The organism is Kribbella sp. NBC_00482 (genome assembly GCF_036013725.1).
In the GTDB taxonomy this organism is placed as follows: domain Bacteria; phylum Actinomycetota; class Actinomycetes; order Propionibacteriales; family Kribbellaceae; genus Kribbella.
This window is the reverse complement of the sequence record NZ_CP107881.1, coordinates 3,486,364-3,502,117: the sequence shown is the minus strand read 5'-3', so window position 1 is coordinate 3,502,117 and position 15,754 is coordinate 3,486,364. Positions and strand designations below refer to the sequence as shown.

Below are 15,754 nucleotides of genomic sequence, written 5' to 3'. Positions count from 1 at the left end.
CCGACCATGACGAGCAGATCTGTGCGATTCAAGACCACCTGGATCTGGATCTTCCTGGTGCCGACCGTCGTGCTGTACGGCGTCTACACCATCTACCCGATCATCGCGAGCTACTGGTACTCGCTGGTCGAGTGGAACGGATTCGACTCCGACCAGAAGTTCGTTGGCCTGAGCAACTACCGCGAGGTCTTCGCCGATCCGCTGTTCTGGAACTCCTTCAAGGTCACGCTGTTCTTCATGCTGCTGGTGGTGCCTGCACGGGTGCTGCTCACGCTACTGCTGGCGATGGTTCTCAACTCGCCGAAGCTGCCGCTGATCGGTCTGCTGCGGTCGGCGTTCTTCATCCCCGTGGTGACCACGACGGCGATCATCGGCGTGGTCATGCGCTTCATCCTGGATCCGGCCAGCGGGCCGATCACTACCGTGTTGACGAAGCTCGGTTTCAGCGGCGTCGATTTCCTGGGTGACCAGCACCTGGCGTTGCCGACGGCAGCCGTCCTGTACGTCTGGAAGTTCTTCGGCGTCACGATGATCTACTGGCTCGCGGCGCTGCAGACCATCCCGTACGAGTTGTACGAGGCCGCCCGGATCGACGGCGCCGGCGCCGGGCAACTCTTCCGGTACATCACGGTGCCGATGCTCAAGCCGTTCCTGATCATCATCACCGTGCTGACGGTCGAGGAGACGTTCCACAACTTCGATCTGATGTACACGCTGACCGGCGGCGGCCCGTACTTCCACACCGAGATCATCGAGATCTACATCTACCGCTGGGCCTTCGCCGCCTCGATCCCCCAGCTCGGGCACGCTTCCGCGGCCGCGGTGATCTTCGGGTTGTTGGTCGCCGTCGTCGGAGCCCTTCAGTTGTGGGGCGTGTACGCCGGTCGCCGGCTGAGAGGAGACCAGCGATGACAGCGCAAGTCGTCGTACGCACGGACCGGCAGCGGCGCCTGTTGCGCCGATTGCCGTGGTGGATCGCCGCGCTCTTCCTGGTGGGTATCGCGGTGCTGTGGATCTTCCCGTTCCTGTGGATGCTGTCGGCATCGCTCAAGGACAACATGGAGATGTTCGCAGGCGGCCTGAAGCTGTGGCCTTCGACGTTCGTCTGGGACAACTATTCGCGGGCGTGGAACGACGCGCACTTCGGCCGGTACTTGATCAACACCGTGGTCACCACAGTCGTCACCGTCGTGATCGTCACCATCCGCTGCGCGACAGCGGGCTACGTCCTGGCCCGTTACCGATTCCGCGGCTCCAAGCTCTTCCTCGGCGTACTGGTCGCGACGCTGTTCGTCCCCACCGGCTACACGATCATCCCGGTGGTCAAGATCTCGATGCAGCTGCACCTGATCGACTCGCTGGGCGGATTGATCCTGGCGCTCAGCGGCGGGGCGTACGTGTCGGCAATCCTCTTGTACTACGGGTATTTCCGGCAGATCCCCCGCGAGCTGGAGGAAGCGGCGATCGTCGACGGCGCCGGGTTCGTCCGTACCTTCTTCTCGGTGATGCTGCCGCTGGCGATGCCGGTCACGGCGACCGTCGCGGTACTCACCTTCATCACCACCTGGAACGCCTTCTTCCTGCCGCTGGTGTTCACGTTCAGCCGGCCCGATCTCCGGACGGTCAGCGTCGGCATGCAGGCGTTCGTGGGCGAGACCGCGACCGACTGGTCCGGTATGGCCGCGGCCGGGGTGATCTCGATCGTCCCGGTCGTCGTGCTCTTCATCTTCCTGCAGCGCTACTTCGTCGAGGGAATCTCCGGAGCAGTCAAGTCCTAAGGAGTGGAAATGACCGGGATGACACGTCGCACTCTGCTCGGCGCATCGGTATTCGCCGCCGTGGGAGCCGTGACCGGATGCAGCGACTCGAGTTCTCAGAGCGGAAGCGCGAGCGGGGGTGCCACCGGAACACTGGACTGGTGGGACCACTTCAGTTCGTTCAAGCGCCTCAACGACGACTGGGCTCGTCAACAATCTGGGGCGCTCAAGACGAACGTCGGCCACACGTACTACGACGCGTCCAAGGCGACCCAGGCGTTCCAGTTGGCGCATCAGGCCAACAAGATGCCGGACGTCTACTCGAACGTGATCGGGCTCCCGTTGCCTGCCCTGGTGAGTGGCAAATGGGTGCACGAGGTCACGATTCCGGCTGACATCAAGTCCAAGCTTCCGAAGGACGCGTTCACCGAGGGCATCACCCAACTGGACGGCAAGCTGTACGGGTTCCCGATGTTCAGCTTCCGGCAGAGCTCGACGCTGGTGTGGGTGAACAAGGACCACTGGTCCAAGGCCGGGCTCGATCCGAACAACGTGCCCACGGACTACGCCGGCTTCAAGGACGCGCTCGGAAAGCTGAAGTCGGCCGGGCTCCAGCCGCTCACGTTGGCGATCGGCGCGGACGGCGGGCGCATCCGCGATCAGGTCGACGACATGGCGCAGGCCGCCGGCTTCCCTGGTTATCAAGGCCTGCAGTTCACCACCGGCGAGTACGCCTACCACCACGATGCCTACGTCACCGTGATCGAGTTCTTGAAGCAGCTGAACGACGACAAGTTGATCATGCCGGGCTCGAACAACTTCGGCGTCGTCGACGCCCGGACCAGGTATGCCTCCGGTGCGGTCGGGACGTTCATCGACGGCATCTGGTGCGCCGGCGGATCGAAGGCGTTGGCGCCGACGATCGTCGACAAGCTGGCGTCCGGACAGATTCTGGTGCCGACGTCCGGCATGGATCCCTGGTGCTACCGCGGCCGACCTGCAGCGACGTACTTCGTTTCCGCCGACAGCAAGAATCCCGACGCCGCCGGAAAGCTGATCGCCTCCTTCATGTCCGACGACTACCAGAAGGGCATGGTCGAGGCGATGGACCAGCCGCCGCTGAACCTGGACCTCGTCGCGTCGTCGAACGTGGTCGACGCGTACAAGAAGGGCGTCGAGTACTGCAAGAAAAACGTGTTCCTGATGCCCCAGGCGATCGTCAAGAACCCCGCGATCGCTCGCGTCGACGCACTCCGTAAGCCGGTCACCCCGCATGTCGGCAACATCGTCCAGGGCTACCTCGGCGGATCGATCAAGGACCTCAAGGCCGAACTGAAGAAGCTGAGCGACGCCACCGCCGCTGACCGAGCCCAGGCGCTGACGAAGGCCAAGGCGGCCGGCGCCAAGGTGTCGGAGTCCGACTACGTCTTCGCCGACTGGAAGCCAGGCCAGGACTACGGAGCCGCGAAGTGAACCGCACCGCGATCGTGACCGGCGCGGCATCCCCCCGCGGCATCGGTCGAGCAACCGCCTTGCTCCTCGCCGAACAGGGCTGGAACATCGGCATCCTCGACATCGACGCTGTCGGCGGCAAGGCACTCGCCGCGGAGATCACCGCGAAACACAACATCACAGCGTACGCCGTCGCCGCCGACGTCTCGAACGAAACCCAGGTCCGCACGGCGATCGACGAACTGGAGGCCGCCCTCCCACCGCTAGCAGCGCTAGCAAACATCGCCGGCGTCAGCTCCCCCGTCCCCTACCTGGAGTTGACCTCCGACGAGTGGCACCGCGTCATCAACATCAACCTCAACGGCGTCCACTACGTCACCCACCGAGTCGCCGAATCCATGGTCCGCCACAACTACGGCCGAATAGTCAGCGTCTCCTCAACCTCAGCCCAACTCGGCGGCGGCACCTACAGCAAAACCCCGTACTCGGTCGCCAAGGCCGGCGTCATCGGCCTGACCAGAGCCCTAGCCCGAGAACTAGGCCCTTTCGGCATCACCGTCAACGCAGTAGCCCCCGGCCCCATCGACACCGACATCATGGGCGGCCCCTTGACCCCCACCCGCCGAGCAGCCCTGATCGAAGGCCTCCTGACGACCCGCCTAGGCCAACCCCAAGACATAGCCCACGCAATCGCATTCCTCCTATCCGACCATTCCACCTACATAACCGGCCACACCCTCAACGCAGACGGCGGCCTCTACATGCACTGACCACGTGGCGAGCTAATCCTCTTCCCAGGCCAGGGAGCATGCGGGATCCGCAGCTCGCCAAGAGCCCAGACAGCGACCGCCCGAAGCGCTTCCGCAGCAACCCCCTGCCCATGAGCCGCCCCCACCACCCAGTACCCCAGCGACGCGCGACCCTGATCCAGTTCTCTCAACCACAGCCCAACCATCCCAACCGGCCGACCGTCGCCAACCCGCGCAATGACGAACGGATACCCACTGCCGGTCGCCGCCCGCTCCCACTGCCGCCGAACGAACGCCTCCATCGCCGACTGGTGCGATCATGCCCATTCGGCGCGCAGCCTCTCTCGATCACGCGTGCTCCTCGGTTTCCGGCGTGGTCCGGTCGGCCCTAAGGTGGGTCTGCTTGGCTGGAGGTTCGGACCAGGCCGGATTCGTAGGCGGCGATCACCAGTTGGGCCCGGTCGCGGGCGTCCAGCTTGGTCAGCAACCGGCTCACGTAGGTCTTAGCGGTCAGCGGACTGATCACCAGTTGTTCGGCGAGTTCGCCGTTGCTCAGGCCGCGGCCGATCAGCGTCAGTACCTCGCGTTCCCGCCTGGTCAGCGCGGCCAGTGCGCCGGGTGCCGGGCCGGCCGGATCGGGTTGCCTCAGCACTCGTTCGATCAGTGCCTGGGTCGCGCCGGGCGACAACAGTGCCTCGCCGGCGGCCACGGTGCGGATGGCGGCCAGCAGGTGCGCGGGTTTGGTGTCCTTGACAAGGAATCCGCTCGCTCCCGCGCGCAACGCGGTCACCACGTTGTGGTCGCTCTCGAACGTGGTCAGGATCAGCACCCGTACGCCGCTCAGATCCTCGTCGGCCGCGATCGTGGCGGTGGCCGTGATCCCGTCCGTCCCCGGCATCCGGATGTCCATCACGACGACGTCGGCCCGGGTCGACCGGACCAGCTCGACCGCCTCGTCGCCGTCGGCGGCTTCACCGACGACGTCCATGTCCGGTGCGGAGCGGACGAGCATCGCGAAGGCGCTCCGGACCAGCTCCTGGTCGTCGGCCAGCACCACCCTGATCATCGCGCTCCCGGAGTAGGTACGGTCGCCGCGACCCGGAATCCGCCGTACCGGCCGTCGCCAGTGACCAGCTGACCACCGACGGATTGTGCCCGCTCGTTCATCCCCGCGATGCCATAGCCGGTTGTGCCGCTGCTGTCGGACCTGCCCCGGCCGTCATCGGTGATCTCGAGCCGAACCTCCTCGACGTCGTACTCGAGCTGCACCAGTGCCTGTCGAGCGTGCGCATGCTTCACCACGTTGGTCAGGGCCTCCTGCGCGATCCGGTAGAGGGTGATCTCGACGGCTGCCGGCAGCGGTCGGCGAGTGCCACTTATTCGCAGCTCGACCTGTACTCCGACTGCTGTGGTGACCGCTACGAGCCGGGCCAGGCCGGCGAGGTCCGGCGTCGGGTGCCGATCCACGTCGACCTCGTTGCCGCGGAGGACGTCGAGGGTGGTTCTCAGCTCGGCCAGTGCTCCGCTGCTCGCGTCCGCCACCGTGTGCAGCGACTGCGAGATCGGCGCGAGGGTCAGATCGTCGGTGCGCTCGTCGAGCAGATGAGCGGCCACACCGGCATGCGAGTTGATCACGACGATGTGGTGGGCCAGGACGTCGTGCAGGTCGCGCGCGATCCGCAGCCGCTCCTCGGCGACCCGGCGCTCGCTCGTCTCCGTGAGCAAGGCGCGGTGCAGGCGCATTGCCTGGCCACCGACCGCGGCGACCGCGAACCAGCCAAGGGGGCTGATCACCTCCGCGCCGATCGATTCGTCTTGAGGGACGCTCGCGCTCACCAGGACTCCGGCGACGCTGATTCCGACCATCGCCAGCGTTGAGGCGCGGGAGGTGGTCAGGGAGGCCGTGTAGATGAGGACTACCGCTACCGGGAGCATGACGTCGTGCGTGTAGTTCAAGGCGTGGTAGACCATCTGGACGGCTAGACAGAAGAGCAGCCCCTGGATCGGGTAGAGGCGTCTGACGAGAACCGGCATGGTCGCCAGGACGAGCAGGGTGATCCCGAGAGCGTCGAGCTGCCTGTCGTCGAGCCAGTGCCGCGGCAGGGCGAGGACGGCGGCCAACGGTAGGACCAGCAGCGCCGCGGTCAGCAGCAGGTCGACCCTGCCGATCCCCCACCGCCTCGCTCCCACCAAGACCACCGTCCCCATCCCTCAGCTCCGTTCCTCGCCGACCAGCACCGACTCGTCCGGGACTGCTGCCGGTGGTGGGTTGACCGCTGGTCGGCTCGGCCACCAGATCCATCGGCGCAGGCCCACCATCATCGGCGCCAGCAACGCAGGCGCTACCAGCAGAGTCTGCAGCAGAACCCCGACGGCGACCACCACACCCAGCTCCACCATCGGCACGAACGGCAACGACGCCAGCACCGCGAATGTTGCCGCCAGCACCAATCCGGCCGACGCGAGCACCGGCGCGGTGGCACGCACCGCCCGCCGGGTGGCGACCGTCGTACCGAGGTCCTTGCGGCCCTCGGCGATCCGAGCGACCAGGAAGATCGCGTAGTCGACGCCGAACGCCACCAGGAACACGAACACCAGCACCGGCAGCGTCGGCTCCACGCCGCCGAACCCGAGCACGTGCTCGAACACCAGAGAGCCAAGTCCAAGTGCCGCGAGCCACGAGAGCACAACAGCGGCCACGACGAGCACCGAGGCGACCAAGGATCGGAGCAGCAGGAACAGAACCAGCAACACCACGGTGAGTACGAGCGGAATCACCAGTTTGGTGTCGGCGGCGCTCGCCTCCTGGACGTCGACCCGCTCCGCCCCTTCGCCACCGACCAGCGCCGCGGGCGGCAGATCGGCCCGCAGTCGCTTGATCACGGCCGCTTCAGCATCGCTGTCCGGCTGAGCCGCCGGTACGACGTCGACCAGCGACCAGCCGTTGCCCTCCCGCTCGGTTTCCGCTGACACCACCTTGTCCGTCGCACGCGCCACAGCGAGCACCTGTGCCACCTGATCTGTAGGAGTCGCAACGGTGAAGGGCCGGCCACCCTCGCCCGGGTAGGCCCGATCAAGCGTCGCGAACCCCGTCACCGACTCCGGAGTGTTGGTGAACGAGTCGGCCTGCCGCAGGTCCGTCGAGAGCCCGAGCACCCCGAGTCCCAGCAAGCCGAGCGCCAGCGCCGAAACTCCGGCCGACCGCAACGGCCGGGCGAAGACCCACCGCCACCAGTCGCGGCCGGCGGGCGCCGTACTGGCCAGGGCAGGGACACGCGGCCAGAAGACCTTGCGGCCCAGCGCCGTCAGTACTGCGGGGAACAGCGTCAGCATGGTGACCAGAGTCGCCAGGATGCCCAGCGCACCGATCACCCCGATCCCGGAGATGTCGTTCATGTCGGCCACGAACAGACAGCCCAGGCCGAGGGCGACGGTCGATCCCGACGCGAGGATCGCCGGCCCCACACTCCTCAGCGCGGCGCGCATGGCGGCATGGACGTCGCGATGGTGGCGCAGTTGCTCGCGGTACCGCGCGACGATCAGCAGCGCGTAGTCGGTCCCGGCGCCGAACACCATCACGATCATGATCGAGGAACTCTGCGTACTCACCGTCAGGTCCAGCGCACCGGCGACGACCCGGACCAGCGCCATCGACAGGTACGAGGCAGCCCCGACGGTCAGCAGCGGTACCAGCCAGAGGAACGGGCTGCGATAGGTGATGATCAGCAAGAACGCGACGACGATGACGGTGACGAGCATCAGGGTCGTGTCGATCCCCTCGAACACCGCGTCGACGTCCGCGTCGATCGCGGCCGGGCCGGTCACCTCGGCCCGCAGACCACTCGGCCGGTCGGCGGTGACCGCCCGGACCCGCTCGACGAACCTGGCGACACCCGCGTCGTCCGCGCTCGCCGGCTGGCCGACGGCGTACATGAGAGCCGTGCCGTCCTCGGAGGGGACGGGCGGAATGTCGACCTCGAACTCCCGGGCGAGGGCGGCGTGCTGCCGCGCCACCGCCTGCTTGTCCCCGTCGGCGAGACCGCCGTCCCGGTGATAGACGACGATCAGTTCGTCGTCCTCGGAGCCCGGGACGCGATCCTCGGTCTGATGCACGAGCGTCGATTCCGCACCGCCCGGCAGTTGATCGGTGGCGTCGTCGCTCTGCACGTCGCCCAGCCCCGCCGCCAACGGAAACACCGCCACCAGCAACAGCACCCAGACCGCGACCACACCCCACTTGCCCCGCCGCCCAGCCGGCAACGTGAACATGAGAACCTCCCCTGTCTTTGGACCTCAAACACTGGCCCAGCAGGGTGAGGTGAATCGTCCGCCCACAGTGGACAATCCGCATTACTCCCGTGGTCGACAGCTACTGCGCCCGGCGGCTCTACGTTGCTGTCGGCGGGTGACCCACGGCTCGGCAGAACTTCCCAGCTGACGCCAGAGGAAGCCACTGCGCTCGCGCGCAAGGTCGGGGAGGTGGCGCCGATGTTCGACCTCGACGTCTTCACCGGACGCGACTTCCGCAGCGAGTGCGAGGCGTGGCCCGCGCCACCCACCGGCGACGATCCCTGGCTCACCGATGTCGAGAACCTTCCCGAGACTCTCGTGGTGTCAGTCACCGGTGATCCTGCGACGCCACACGAGGGCGGTATCGCGATGGCTGACGCTCTGGGCGCAAAGCTGCTCACCGTCGACGGCAAGCAGCACGGCGCCTACCTCCTCGGCGGCAGCAAATGCGTCGACCGCGTCGTCGACGCGTATCTCCTCGACCTCAAGTCCCCGCCCGCCAACACCCGCTGCAGCCTGTGACATGTCCGCCCGCGGGGAGATGGTCCGACCGGGTTGTCCTTGGTCGGTGTCACGTTGAAGTCCTGGGCCCGCAGCTCGTCGGCGTTGCTCTCGTCGACGACGAAACGCTCAAGGAGATCGGCGCGGTTGGCCACTGAGGCGTATCGACCACACATATCAGCCAGCCCGCCACGCGACGACGACAACTGCCGCGATGCGTGCGGAATCATCCCGAACTCCACCACCGAGCGCCGGGCGTGTCCCGGCGGTCTGAGCGGGGATCCAGGGCCGGTTCGGGCCGCCGGTGGGCGGGGCCGGTGATAGTGGCAGTTATCACTGGGAGCCCCGCAGGTTCACGATTTCTGAAGCGGTGCCGAGCTGAACCCAAGGTGGCTCGGCCCTGCTGGCGACGGATCGCGGCGGGTTCGATCTTTCTCGATGCGGCTGTTTCCGCTCAGGCGTTTAGGAACTCGGTGGCGGCACTGCGCATCAGCTCGTACCCAGGCACGAGGTCGCCCCAGATGAGTTCCGGAGACCGGCTTGTGTCGCTAGGCATCAGCTCCCGCTGCGGCCCAGTGCCGCGCGCGGGGAATAGCTCCAGGCGGGCACCGAGGCGTCCGGCCCACTCGTCGGCGGCACGCGCCGGGTGGCCGCGATCTCCCCTCAGGCCCAGCACCAGGAAGTCCGTGTCGCCGGCCGGAGGCCCACTCGCAGCGGCCGGCAGTGAGTCGAGCCAGACCCGGTAGCTGGGGGACGGTGGACGGAGATCACCGAACGGGACGACGAGGACAACCCGCTCAAACCGACCAAGGTCGTGGGCGAGCAGTCCAGCGAGAGCCCGAGCGCCCCGTGAGATGCCGAGTGCCCGGGTGGCTCCGACGGCATCCGCGACGACCCGGGTCTCCTCTGCGTCCCGTTCGGCCTGGCGGCGCAGCGGCGGCACGCGGTCGAAATGGCCGGACTCCTCGTAATAGAACGAGAGCCGCGTGCCTCGCACGTCCTGCGCGAACCATTGCGTAGCGGCGAGCATCGGTGCCGAGGGCAACGGACCGCGACCCTGCCCGGGGACGATGAGGGTGACAGGTCGGCCGCGCCCGGCTCGCAGAACAGTCACAGGGCGACCTCCCTACCTGAACCATGAGTCTGCTGAACGGGTTTCAGGATCTCTGAAGCCGGACGGACCGAACCACGTTTGGGCAGTTGCAGTTGTCTGATCGTAGCGGGTTGGGCGGCTTCGGCCTTGATGGCGAGGACCCCGCAGCACAAGTGCGCGCTGGTAAAACCAGCAGCGCCTCGCCTGCACCGGTTCGTCTGCGACCACGTCGAACCTGTACCAGCCGCAAGGCGCTCAGGGCCGTTGTTCTTCACGTTGTTGACGGCCTTCGACACGGCATACATGTCCAGACGGCCGTCGCCCGGCGGCGCCATCAGGCCGCGCAGCTGATCGACGTCGTGGTTGCGGGGATCGAGCCACTCGTGCAAGTGGTCGGGAGTGATTGCCATGGGCATCCGGTCGTTGATCCGGCCGACACTGTCGGTCGCCGTGGTCGTGATGATCGTGTACGTCGGCACGACCCGGTTCGGGTCGTCGTCGGGCAGTGGTGCGGGGGTAGGTGTCGGTGGGAATGTTGTCGAGTGCGGCCCGTCGGGTGGCGATGCGCTGCGGGTTCGGTCGGGTTGGTGTCGGGTTGGTCGAGCTCGGCGACCTCGAGGGCGATGGCACCGAGGATGTACACCAACAGCACGTAGGAGGCGCGGGCGGCGTCGTCGGGGGTGGCGTCGGCGCGGGCCTCGCTGAGGGATTCGCGGAGCATCAGCGCGTTCGGCCCCTCCATTGGCCCGCCGAGGAGTAGGTGCACGGCGCCGGGGTGGGCAACCAGCCGGGTACGGAGCTCGCGTGCGAGGGCCTCGATGCGCTGCCGCCACGGCAGTTGCCGGTCGGTGAACCGGTCGTGGTTGACCTCGCCGAGGAACCGCTCGACCAGCGCACATGGCAGCGCGGCCTTGCTCGGGAAGTACGTGTACACGGCGTTCGGCGCGATGCCGACCTGAGCGGCGATGCCCCGCTGCGCGGCATCGAGGATTGCATCCTCGGTGACAGCTCGCGGTCGGCCTGTAGGAGCTCCTCCGGTCATCTCTTGACTTGTTTCTGTACGTCGAACATATTCTGTAGCCAGTGCAAACGACCCCTGGACCACTGGGTCTCACCTTTGGCAGTCGGGTACGGGGCACGGGCCACCGAAGGTCCGTACGTACTCGGGACGTGGTGGGGGAAACGCCTGGTCCCGCTCGCTGAGGGGATCGCCCAGCATGTCACGACTGGATGCACCGCGGAGCCAACGCTCCTCCACCACGACCTTGACCGGATCGCGGTCGGCCCTTTCCCGATTGGCGAGGCCTTGGTGGGTGGCAATCATCGCGCTCGCCGCCGCGGCAAGCCTGGCAACGGCGCCAGCCGTCTCGGCGTCAGGTGGGCCGACGCCAGCCGCTCCGGCATGGTCCTCGACCGGTCAGTCGCCGCCAGGAGTTCAGGCCGCACTCGATCAGGTCGTCGCGGCCGGCGCACCGGGTGCAATCGCGTTGGTGCGGGTCGGCGATCGAACCTTCCGCTTCTCCAGCGGGTACGGCAACCTCGCGCCGCTGACGCCGATACACGTCGGCGACCGGAACCGGATCGGTGGCGTCACGAAGTCGTTCACGGCCACCGTCGTCCTCCAGCTGGTCGGCCAGCGAGTGCTCAGGCTCAACGACACCATCGAGCGGTGGCTCCCCGGAGTCTTCCCCAACGGCGAGGCCATCACCATCCGCCAGCTGCTCAACCACACCAGCGGCATCTTCGACTACGCACAAGACGACAGAGTCATACCTCCCTACATCTTGGGTGGGGACCTGACCCGGATCTTCGATCCCCGCGAGGGCGTCAGGATCGCGGCCGAACACGACCCGCTCTTCGCGCCCGGAACAGGCTGGGCGTACTCGAACACCAACTATCTGCTGCTCGCGATGATCGTCGAGGCAGCCACCGGCAACTCGATCGGGTCCGAGCTTCGCAGCCGCATCTTCAAGCCGCTCGGGCTCGGCCACACCAGCTACCCCAACTCGTCACAAATCCGTGGCTCGTACATCCACGGTTACTGGCTACTCTTCGAACCAGAGCCGACCGACTTCACGGCGCTCAGCCCGACCCTGTTCGGCGCCTCGGGAGCGATCTTGTCCAACGCCGACGACGTCGCCCGCTTCTACCGCGCGCTGCTCCGCGGCCACCTGCTCAAGCCTCAGATCCTGAATGCCATGCAGACCATCGACCCGGTCGCCACCGACCCGCCAGGGTCCATCGACGCGGGAATCCCCGGCGGCGGCTGGGGCCTGGGGCTGCTAAGAGAGACGTTCCCCTGCGGTGACGCCTGGGGTCACGACTCCGAGATCCCCGGCTACACGACCGCGGCCTGGAACAGCCAAGGCGGCACCCGGCAAGTCGTCGTAGTCGTCAACATCGACGGCCTCCCTCACGATCACCCCGTGCTCCAAGCCATGCGCAACGTGCTCCTCAAGGCGTACTGCGGGGGTCAGGTGGCACCATGACGCAGCCAGGCGTCCGTCAAGATCCCGCCGAGATCGACGAAGGAACGACGTTCACCTCCAAGGCCGGACCAGGCACGATCAGATCCGTGATCGGCGCCGTCGATCGCCCACGGCTGATGTCGTAGACACGCAAGACGCTCGGCATCAACGCACACCAGGTCTGGACACTCGAGCGCATCGACGAGTCCACCACACGAGTCAGAACCGCTGAGACGCTCAGCGGCTGCCGCCACGCCTCCTGCGCAGGTCACTGAAGAAGACCCTGGACCGCACACTCGACAACCTTCTCGGGCACCTCAAGGCCGAGCCCGAGCGACGACACAGCCTCGCCGCACGTGGCGGCCCTGGCCTGCTTGCTCAGGGCGACACCAGGACGCTGGCTGCCAACCCCGTCTCTATCGATACTGGTGGCTATGGGTCTTCAGAATGTGGTGTGGGATATGGACGGAACACTGCTTGACACGACTCAGGTGGTGCCCGAGGCGTTCGTGCGCGCAGTGGCTGCCCTGGAGGGGCCGGAGGTTGAGATCGACGAGGTGACGGCCGCGTACGGGCGTGGCACCCCGGAGGTCATCTTGTCGTTCCTGGTCGGGCGGAAGCTGACGGTGGACGAGTGTGAGGCGTATTACCGAGAACTGGACGATGTGGAGGTGGCTCTGTACCCGGGTGTCGCGCAGACGATGGCGGCCTTGCGTGAGCGGGGTAGGTCCGTGGCGGTCTTCACCGGTGCGAGCACCAGAGCAGCGCAGATCCTGCTCGGCGCGGCCGGCTTGGAGGCGGACATCGTGATCGGGGGTGACCAGGTTGAGCGGCCCAAGCCTGCGGCAGACGGCATGCTGTTGGCCGCGAGACGACTGTTTACGGCGCCCGAGAACCTGCTGATGGTGGGTGATTCCCCCTTGGACCTCCAGGCCGCCAAGGCAGCAGGCAGTCAAAGCGCGTCCGCAGCCTGGGGCCACATGTACGATCCAGCCGAGCCCGCCGACGTCACCCTGAACACTCCCCGAGATGTGCTGGAATTGTTGGCCGTCGCCGGGTGATACCGGGCACATGCCCCGCTGGGATCTCGATGGGTGGCCGGACCGCGGTCGATACCAACCTCAGGAACTGCCACCGGCACACCCTCGCTAGTCACCTCGCCAAGCGGCCATCCCGACGCGCTGAAGAGTTCAGTCAACTAGTCGGGTCGCGATCGTCCGGTCTGGCGGCACGGGCGGTTGTGGTCGCGGCAGCGCAACGATCTGACTGACGTCGCGAAGGCCGCCGTACGGCAGCTCCCGGACGGGGTCGTGCTGGACGGCGAGCTGGTGATCCTGGTCGACCGCCGGTTGTCGTTCGACGCGCTCCAGCGCTGCCTGGACACCTCGCCGACCGAGGCGAGGCCGCTGGTCGCGTCGACGCCGGGCGAGCATGCGGTGAGGGTACGGCGACGCTCTCGGCCCGACCCAGGCCGATCAACGAGCCGGCCCCTCGGCGTCCCCGGAACGCTCTACCCCACTAGATACCGGGCAGGCTCGGAAAGTTGCTACCCCCTCGTACAGCACTGCAGAGATAGCCGCCCAGAACGCGATCCGGCGTTTTTCATCACCGCAGAGCGTCCAGCAGTTTGTCGATCGATGCAGCCAGGCCGCGGAGGCGATCGCGCGCGGCCGCCACCTCGTCACGCCCGAGCTCGGTGTCGATGCGGTGGTCAGCGTTGTAGTCGAGCCACTCTCCCTGACCGGCCACCCAACCCCCGAACACCCATGGCTCGGCGGGCAGCTCGATGCCAACAGTCGACCGATAAGCATCGACCGCAGCCCGGAAGGCGACCGCGTCAAAGCCAGCCCAGTCCAAGGCAACGGCCACTACCTCTTGAACCGCCGGAATTGGCCCTGCAGCGTCCCAATCCAGGGCGAGCACACCGTGTTCGGAGCGGAGCACGTTCTTACGATCCAAGTCGCGATGGCTGTCCACGGCCAGCAGTCGCGCGGGCGCCCCTGCGGTGACAAGCTCGGCAAGCACCGTGATGTCCTGGCCCCAGCGCTGTGACTCCCACACGCCACCACGCCGCTCATCGAGTCGCGTTCCACCGACAGCGTGGATTCGCCCCAGCAGACCCATCACCTCGAGCACAGATACGTCACCTGGCGTCGAATCCGCCCACTCATGGACACGCACCAACGACGTGCCAATCCGAGCAAGCGCGCCACCGCTCACCGGCTCAACCACTGGCCTCGGCATCGGCACGCCGCCTGCATACGCGCGTCGTTCGATCTCGAACGACGCCTCGATATTGGCGACGAAGTCCGGTCGATCAACACTGGCCACCATCCGCTTGACCGCATAGCTGCCGGACTCGGTCACCACTCGCCACATCTCGTTCGACAGTCCGCCCGGGACACGGGCGGCCGGGGCAAGACGCCGACCAAGCCGAAAATGTTCAACCACCGCATCGATCACACGCGCATGCTCCCACCACCAGCGCGTGGCCGACCATCCATTTCCCTATCGCCGATAGGCACCATAGACATAGCATCGACGGCGGACTCGCGCACCTACCGTGATCGGGTGGTCGCCGGCCCGGAGGGTGCCGGGGTCTGAGGCGAACGTCAACAGCCTAGGTCGGTGCATGGCGATCACGGTAGGGCCGGGGTCGGGCCGTCGGGGTAGGCGGCTTTCACCAGCCTGTCGTAGCTGTCGATGAAGGTGTCGAGCTCGGAGTGGTGTACCAGGGCGTAGTCGGGGGCCATGCAGGTCTGCCCGCCGCTGAGCAGCTTCCCGAAGACGATGTCGGCGACTGCCTGGTCGTGCACGTGTCCCTTGGCGACGATGGCTGGTGACTTGCTGCCGAGTTCGAGGGTGACGGGGACGAGGTTCTCGCTGGCCGCCTTCATGACGGCTCGTCCGACGGCGGTGCTTCCGGTGAAGACGAGATGATCCGGCGGCGATCGCGGTGACGACTGGCATCAGTGACAGGTTGACGCGTAGTTCCACGGTGAGATCATGCCGACCACGCCGAGCGGCTGGTACTCGATGTGGTTGCCGCCGGTTGTTGCTGTGCCTGTTCGCGCTCGGCACCAACATGGGCATCAAGCCCATCGTGTCGACTGGGGAGCACGGCGAGACCGAGGCGCAACTGCGGCACGTCCGCCGGCACTACATCACTCGCGACAACCCGACGCCAGCAACGCGAGCGAAATCAGCACCGCTACAAACCGCGTCATTAGCTGCATGCGGGCACGCCGAGATCGAGACAGTGACTACCTCACCTAATGCCGGCACCAGGACAAGCACCGATGACCAGGCGGTCACCGAGCCGGGCCAGCACCGGCTATATCGCCATCCAGGCAAATACGTTACTGAGAAAATTCTCAGCAATTCCCACCACCATTGTTGCTGAGAGTTTTCTCAGCAACTCCCGATCGTCATGATTGCCGAGAT

At 66.5% G+C, this 15,754-nt stretch carries 17 protein-coding genes and 2 pseudogenes; 9 read left to right on the top strand and 10 right to left on the bottom strand.

The genetic code is table 11. The annotated features are described in order from the left end of the window. Positions 1 to 6: 6 nt before the first annotated feature. From OHB24_RS17320 to OHB24_RS17305, 4 genes are read left to right on the top strand one after another with little or no spacing between them, the layout of a single operon-like run. The gene (locus tag OHB24_RS17320) at positions 7 to 912 is read left to right on the top strand and encodes a carbohydrate ABC transporter permease (protein ID WP_327640066.1); all 906 of its coding nucleotides are present in this window, start codon (positions 7 to 9) and stop codon (positions 910 to 912) included. Continuing rightward, the gene (locus OHB24_RS17315; RefSeq protein WP_327640065.1) at positions 909 to 1,778 is read left to right on the top strand and encodes a carbohydrate ABC transporter permease; all 870 of its coding nucleotides are present in this window, start codon (positions 909 to 911) and stop codon (positions 1,776 to 1,778) included. Before OHB24_RS17320 ends, OHB24_RS17315 begins: the two co-directional genes overlap by 4 nt. 9 nt (positions 1,779 to 1,787) lie before the next feature. Further along, on the top strand, positions 1,788 to 3,230 hold the full coding sequence (locus tag OHB24_RS17310; protein ID WP_327640064.1) for an ABC transporter substrate-binding protein: 1,443 nt from the start codon (positions 1,788 to 1,790) through the stop codon (positions 3,228 to 3,230). Further along, positions 3,227 to 3,979: an SDR family NAD(P)-dependent oxidoreductase gene (locus OHB24_RS17305; RefSeq protein ID WP_327640063.1), complete on the top strand. Its 753-nt coding sequence runs from the start codon at positions 3,227 to 3,229 to the stop codon at positions 3,977 to 3,979. The genes OHB24_RS17310 and OHB24_RS17305 overlap by 4 nt, the downstream gene beginning before the upstream one ends. Here the strand turns inward: OHB24_RS17305 and OHB24_RS43310 are convergent. From OHB24_RS43310 to OHB24_RS17290, 4 genes are all read right to left on the bottom strand, one after another. Then, entirely contained in the window at positions 3,967 to 4,260 is a 294-nt protein-coding gene (locus OHB24_RS43310; protein WP_442913976.1) for a GNAT family N-acetyltransferase, read from the bottom strand. The genes OHB24_RS17305 and OHB24_RS43310 overlap by 13 nt on opposite strands. Positions 4,261 to 4,346: 86 nt before the next feature. Next, complete coding sequence (locus OHB24_RS17300; protein WP_327640062.1) at positions 4,347 to 5,024, bottom strand: response regulator transcription factor; 678 nt, start codon at positions 5,022 to 5,024, stop codon at positions 4,347 to 4,349. Continuing rightward, complete coding sequence (locus OHB24_RS17295; protein WP_327640061.1) at positions 5,021 to 6,148, bottom strand: sensor histidine kinase; 1,128 nt, start codon at positions 6,146 to 6,148, stop codon at positions 5,021 to 5,023. The genes OHB24_RS17300 and OHB24_RS17295 overlap by 4 nt, the downstream gene beginning before the upstream one ends. A 21-nt stretch (positions 6,149 to 6,169) precedes the next feature. Beyond that, positions 6,170 to 8,227, bottom strand: a complete 2,058-nt coding sequence (locus OHB24_RS17290; protein WP_327640060.1) for an MMPL family transporter — start codon at positions 8,225 to 8,227, stop codon at positions 6,170 to 6,172. Positions 8,228 to 8,446: 219 nt separating this feature from the next. Between OHB24_RS17290 and OHB24_RS17285 the strand changes: the two genes are divergently transcribed. After that, a complete protein-coding gene (locus tag OHB24_RS17285) occupies positions 8,447 to 8,770 on the top strand; it encodes an alpha/beta hydrolase (RefSeq protein WP_327640059.1) in 324 nt (107 codons plus the stop codon). Between the two features lie 433 nt (positions 8,771 to 9,203). Here OHB24_RS17285 and OHB24_RS17280 read toward each other — a convergent pair whose 3' ends face one another. The 3 genes and pseudogenes from OHB24_RS17280 to OHB24_RS43305 form a co-directional block, all read right to left on the bottom strand. Then, on the bottom strand, positions 9,204 to 9,863 hold the full coding sequence (locus OHB24_RS17280) for a hypothetical protein (RefSeq protein ID WP_327640058.1): 660 nt from the start codon (positions 9,861 to 9,863) through the stop codon (positions 9,204 to 9,206). Beyond that, positions 9,860 to 10,321 carry an SOS response-associated peptidase family protein gene (locus OHB24_RS17275; RefSeq protein ID WP_327640057.1) on the bottom strand — a complete coding sequence of 154 codons (462 nt, stop codon included), beginning with the start codon at positions 10,319 to 10,321 and terminating at the stop codon, positions 9,860 to 9,862. The genes OHB24_RS17280 and OHB24_RS17275 overlap by 4 nt, the downstream gene beginning before the upstream one ends. Before the next feature lie 119 nt (positions 10,322 to 10,440). Beyond that, positions 10,441 to 10,884 (bottom strand): annotated as a pseudogene (locus tag OHB24_RS43305) (TetR/AcrR family transcriptional regulator); the annotation flags it as partial. A 271-nt stretch (positions 10,885 to 11,155) separates the two neighbouring features. Between OHB24_RS43305 and OHB24_RS17270 the strand changes: the two are divergent. The 3 genes from OHB24_RS17270 to OHB24_RS17260 all read left to right on the top strand — a co-directional run bounded on the left by OHB24_RS17270 (position 11,156) and on the right by OHB24_RS17260 (position 13,371). Continuing rightward, positions 11,156 to 12,331, top strand: coding sequence for a serine hydrolase domain-containing protein (locus tag OHB24_RS17270; RefSeq protein WP_327640056.1), 1,176 nt, complete (start codon positions 11,156 to 11,158; stop codon positions 12,329 to 12,331). Next, on the top strand, positions 12,328 to 12,456 hold the full coding sequence (locus OHB24_RS17265; protein ID WP_327640055.1) for a hypothetical protein: 129 nt from the start codon (positions 12,328 to 12,330) through the stop codon (positions 12,454 to 12,456). The genes OHB24_RS17270 and OHB24_RS17265 overlap by 4 nt, the downstream gene beginning before the upstream one ends. 288 nt (positions 12,457 to 12,744) lie before the next feature. Beyond that, positions 12,745 to 13,371: an HAD family hydrolase gene (locus OHB24_RS17260; RefSeq protein ID WP_327640054.1), complete on the top strand. Its 627-nt coding sequence runs from the start codon at positions 12,745 to 12,747 to the stop codon at positions 13,369 to 13,371. A gap of 129 nt (positions 13,372 to 13,500) precedes the next feature. On the opposite strand, the gene OHB24_RS17255 is transcribed toward OHB24_RS17260, so the two are convergent. The 3 genes and pseudogenes from OHB24_RS17255 to OHB24_RS17245 all read right to left on the bottom strand — a co-directional run. Then, entirely contained in the window at positions 13,501 to 13,743 is a 243-nt protein-coding gene (locus OHB24_RS17255) for a hypothetical protein (RefSeq protein ID WP_327640053.1), read from the bottom strand. Positions 13,744 to 13,915: 172 nt separating this feature from the next. Next, complete coding sequence (locus OHB24_RS17250) at positions 13,916 to 14,773, bottom strand: phosphotransferase (protein ID WP_327640052.1); 858 nt, start codon at positions 14,771 to 14,773, stop codon at positions 13,916 to 13,918. Positions 14,774 to 14,949: 176 nt separating this feature from the next. Beyond that, positions 14,950 to 15,240 (bottom strand): annotated as a pseudogene (locus OHB24_RS17245) (aldehyde dehydrogenase family protein); the annotation flags it as partial. Between the two features lie 26 nt (positions 15,241 to 15,266). Between OHB24_RS17245 and OHB24_RS43300 the strand changes: the two are divergent. After that, positions 15,267 to 15,713 carry a Tn3 family transposase gene (locus tag OHB24_RS43300; RefSeq protein WP_442913975.1) on the top strand — a complete coding sequence of 149 codons (447 nt, stop codon included), beginning with the start codon at positions 15,267 to 15,269 and terminating at the stop codon, positions 15,711 to 15,713. Positions 15,714 to 15,754: the final 41 nt, after the last annotated feature.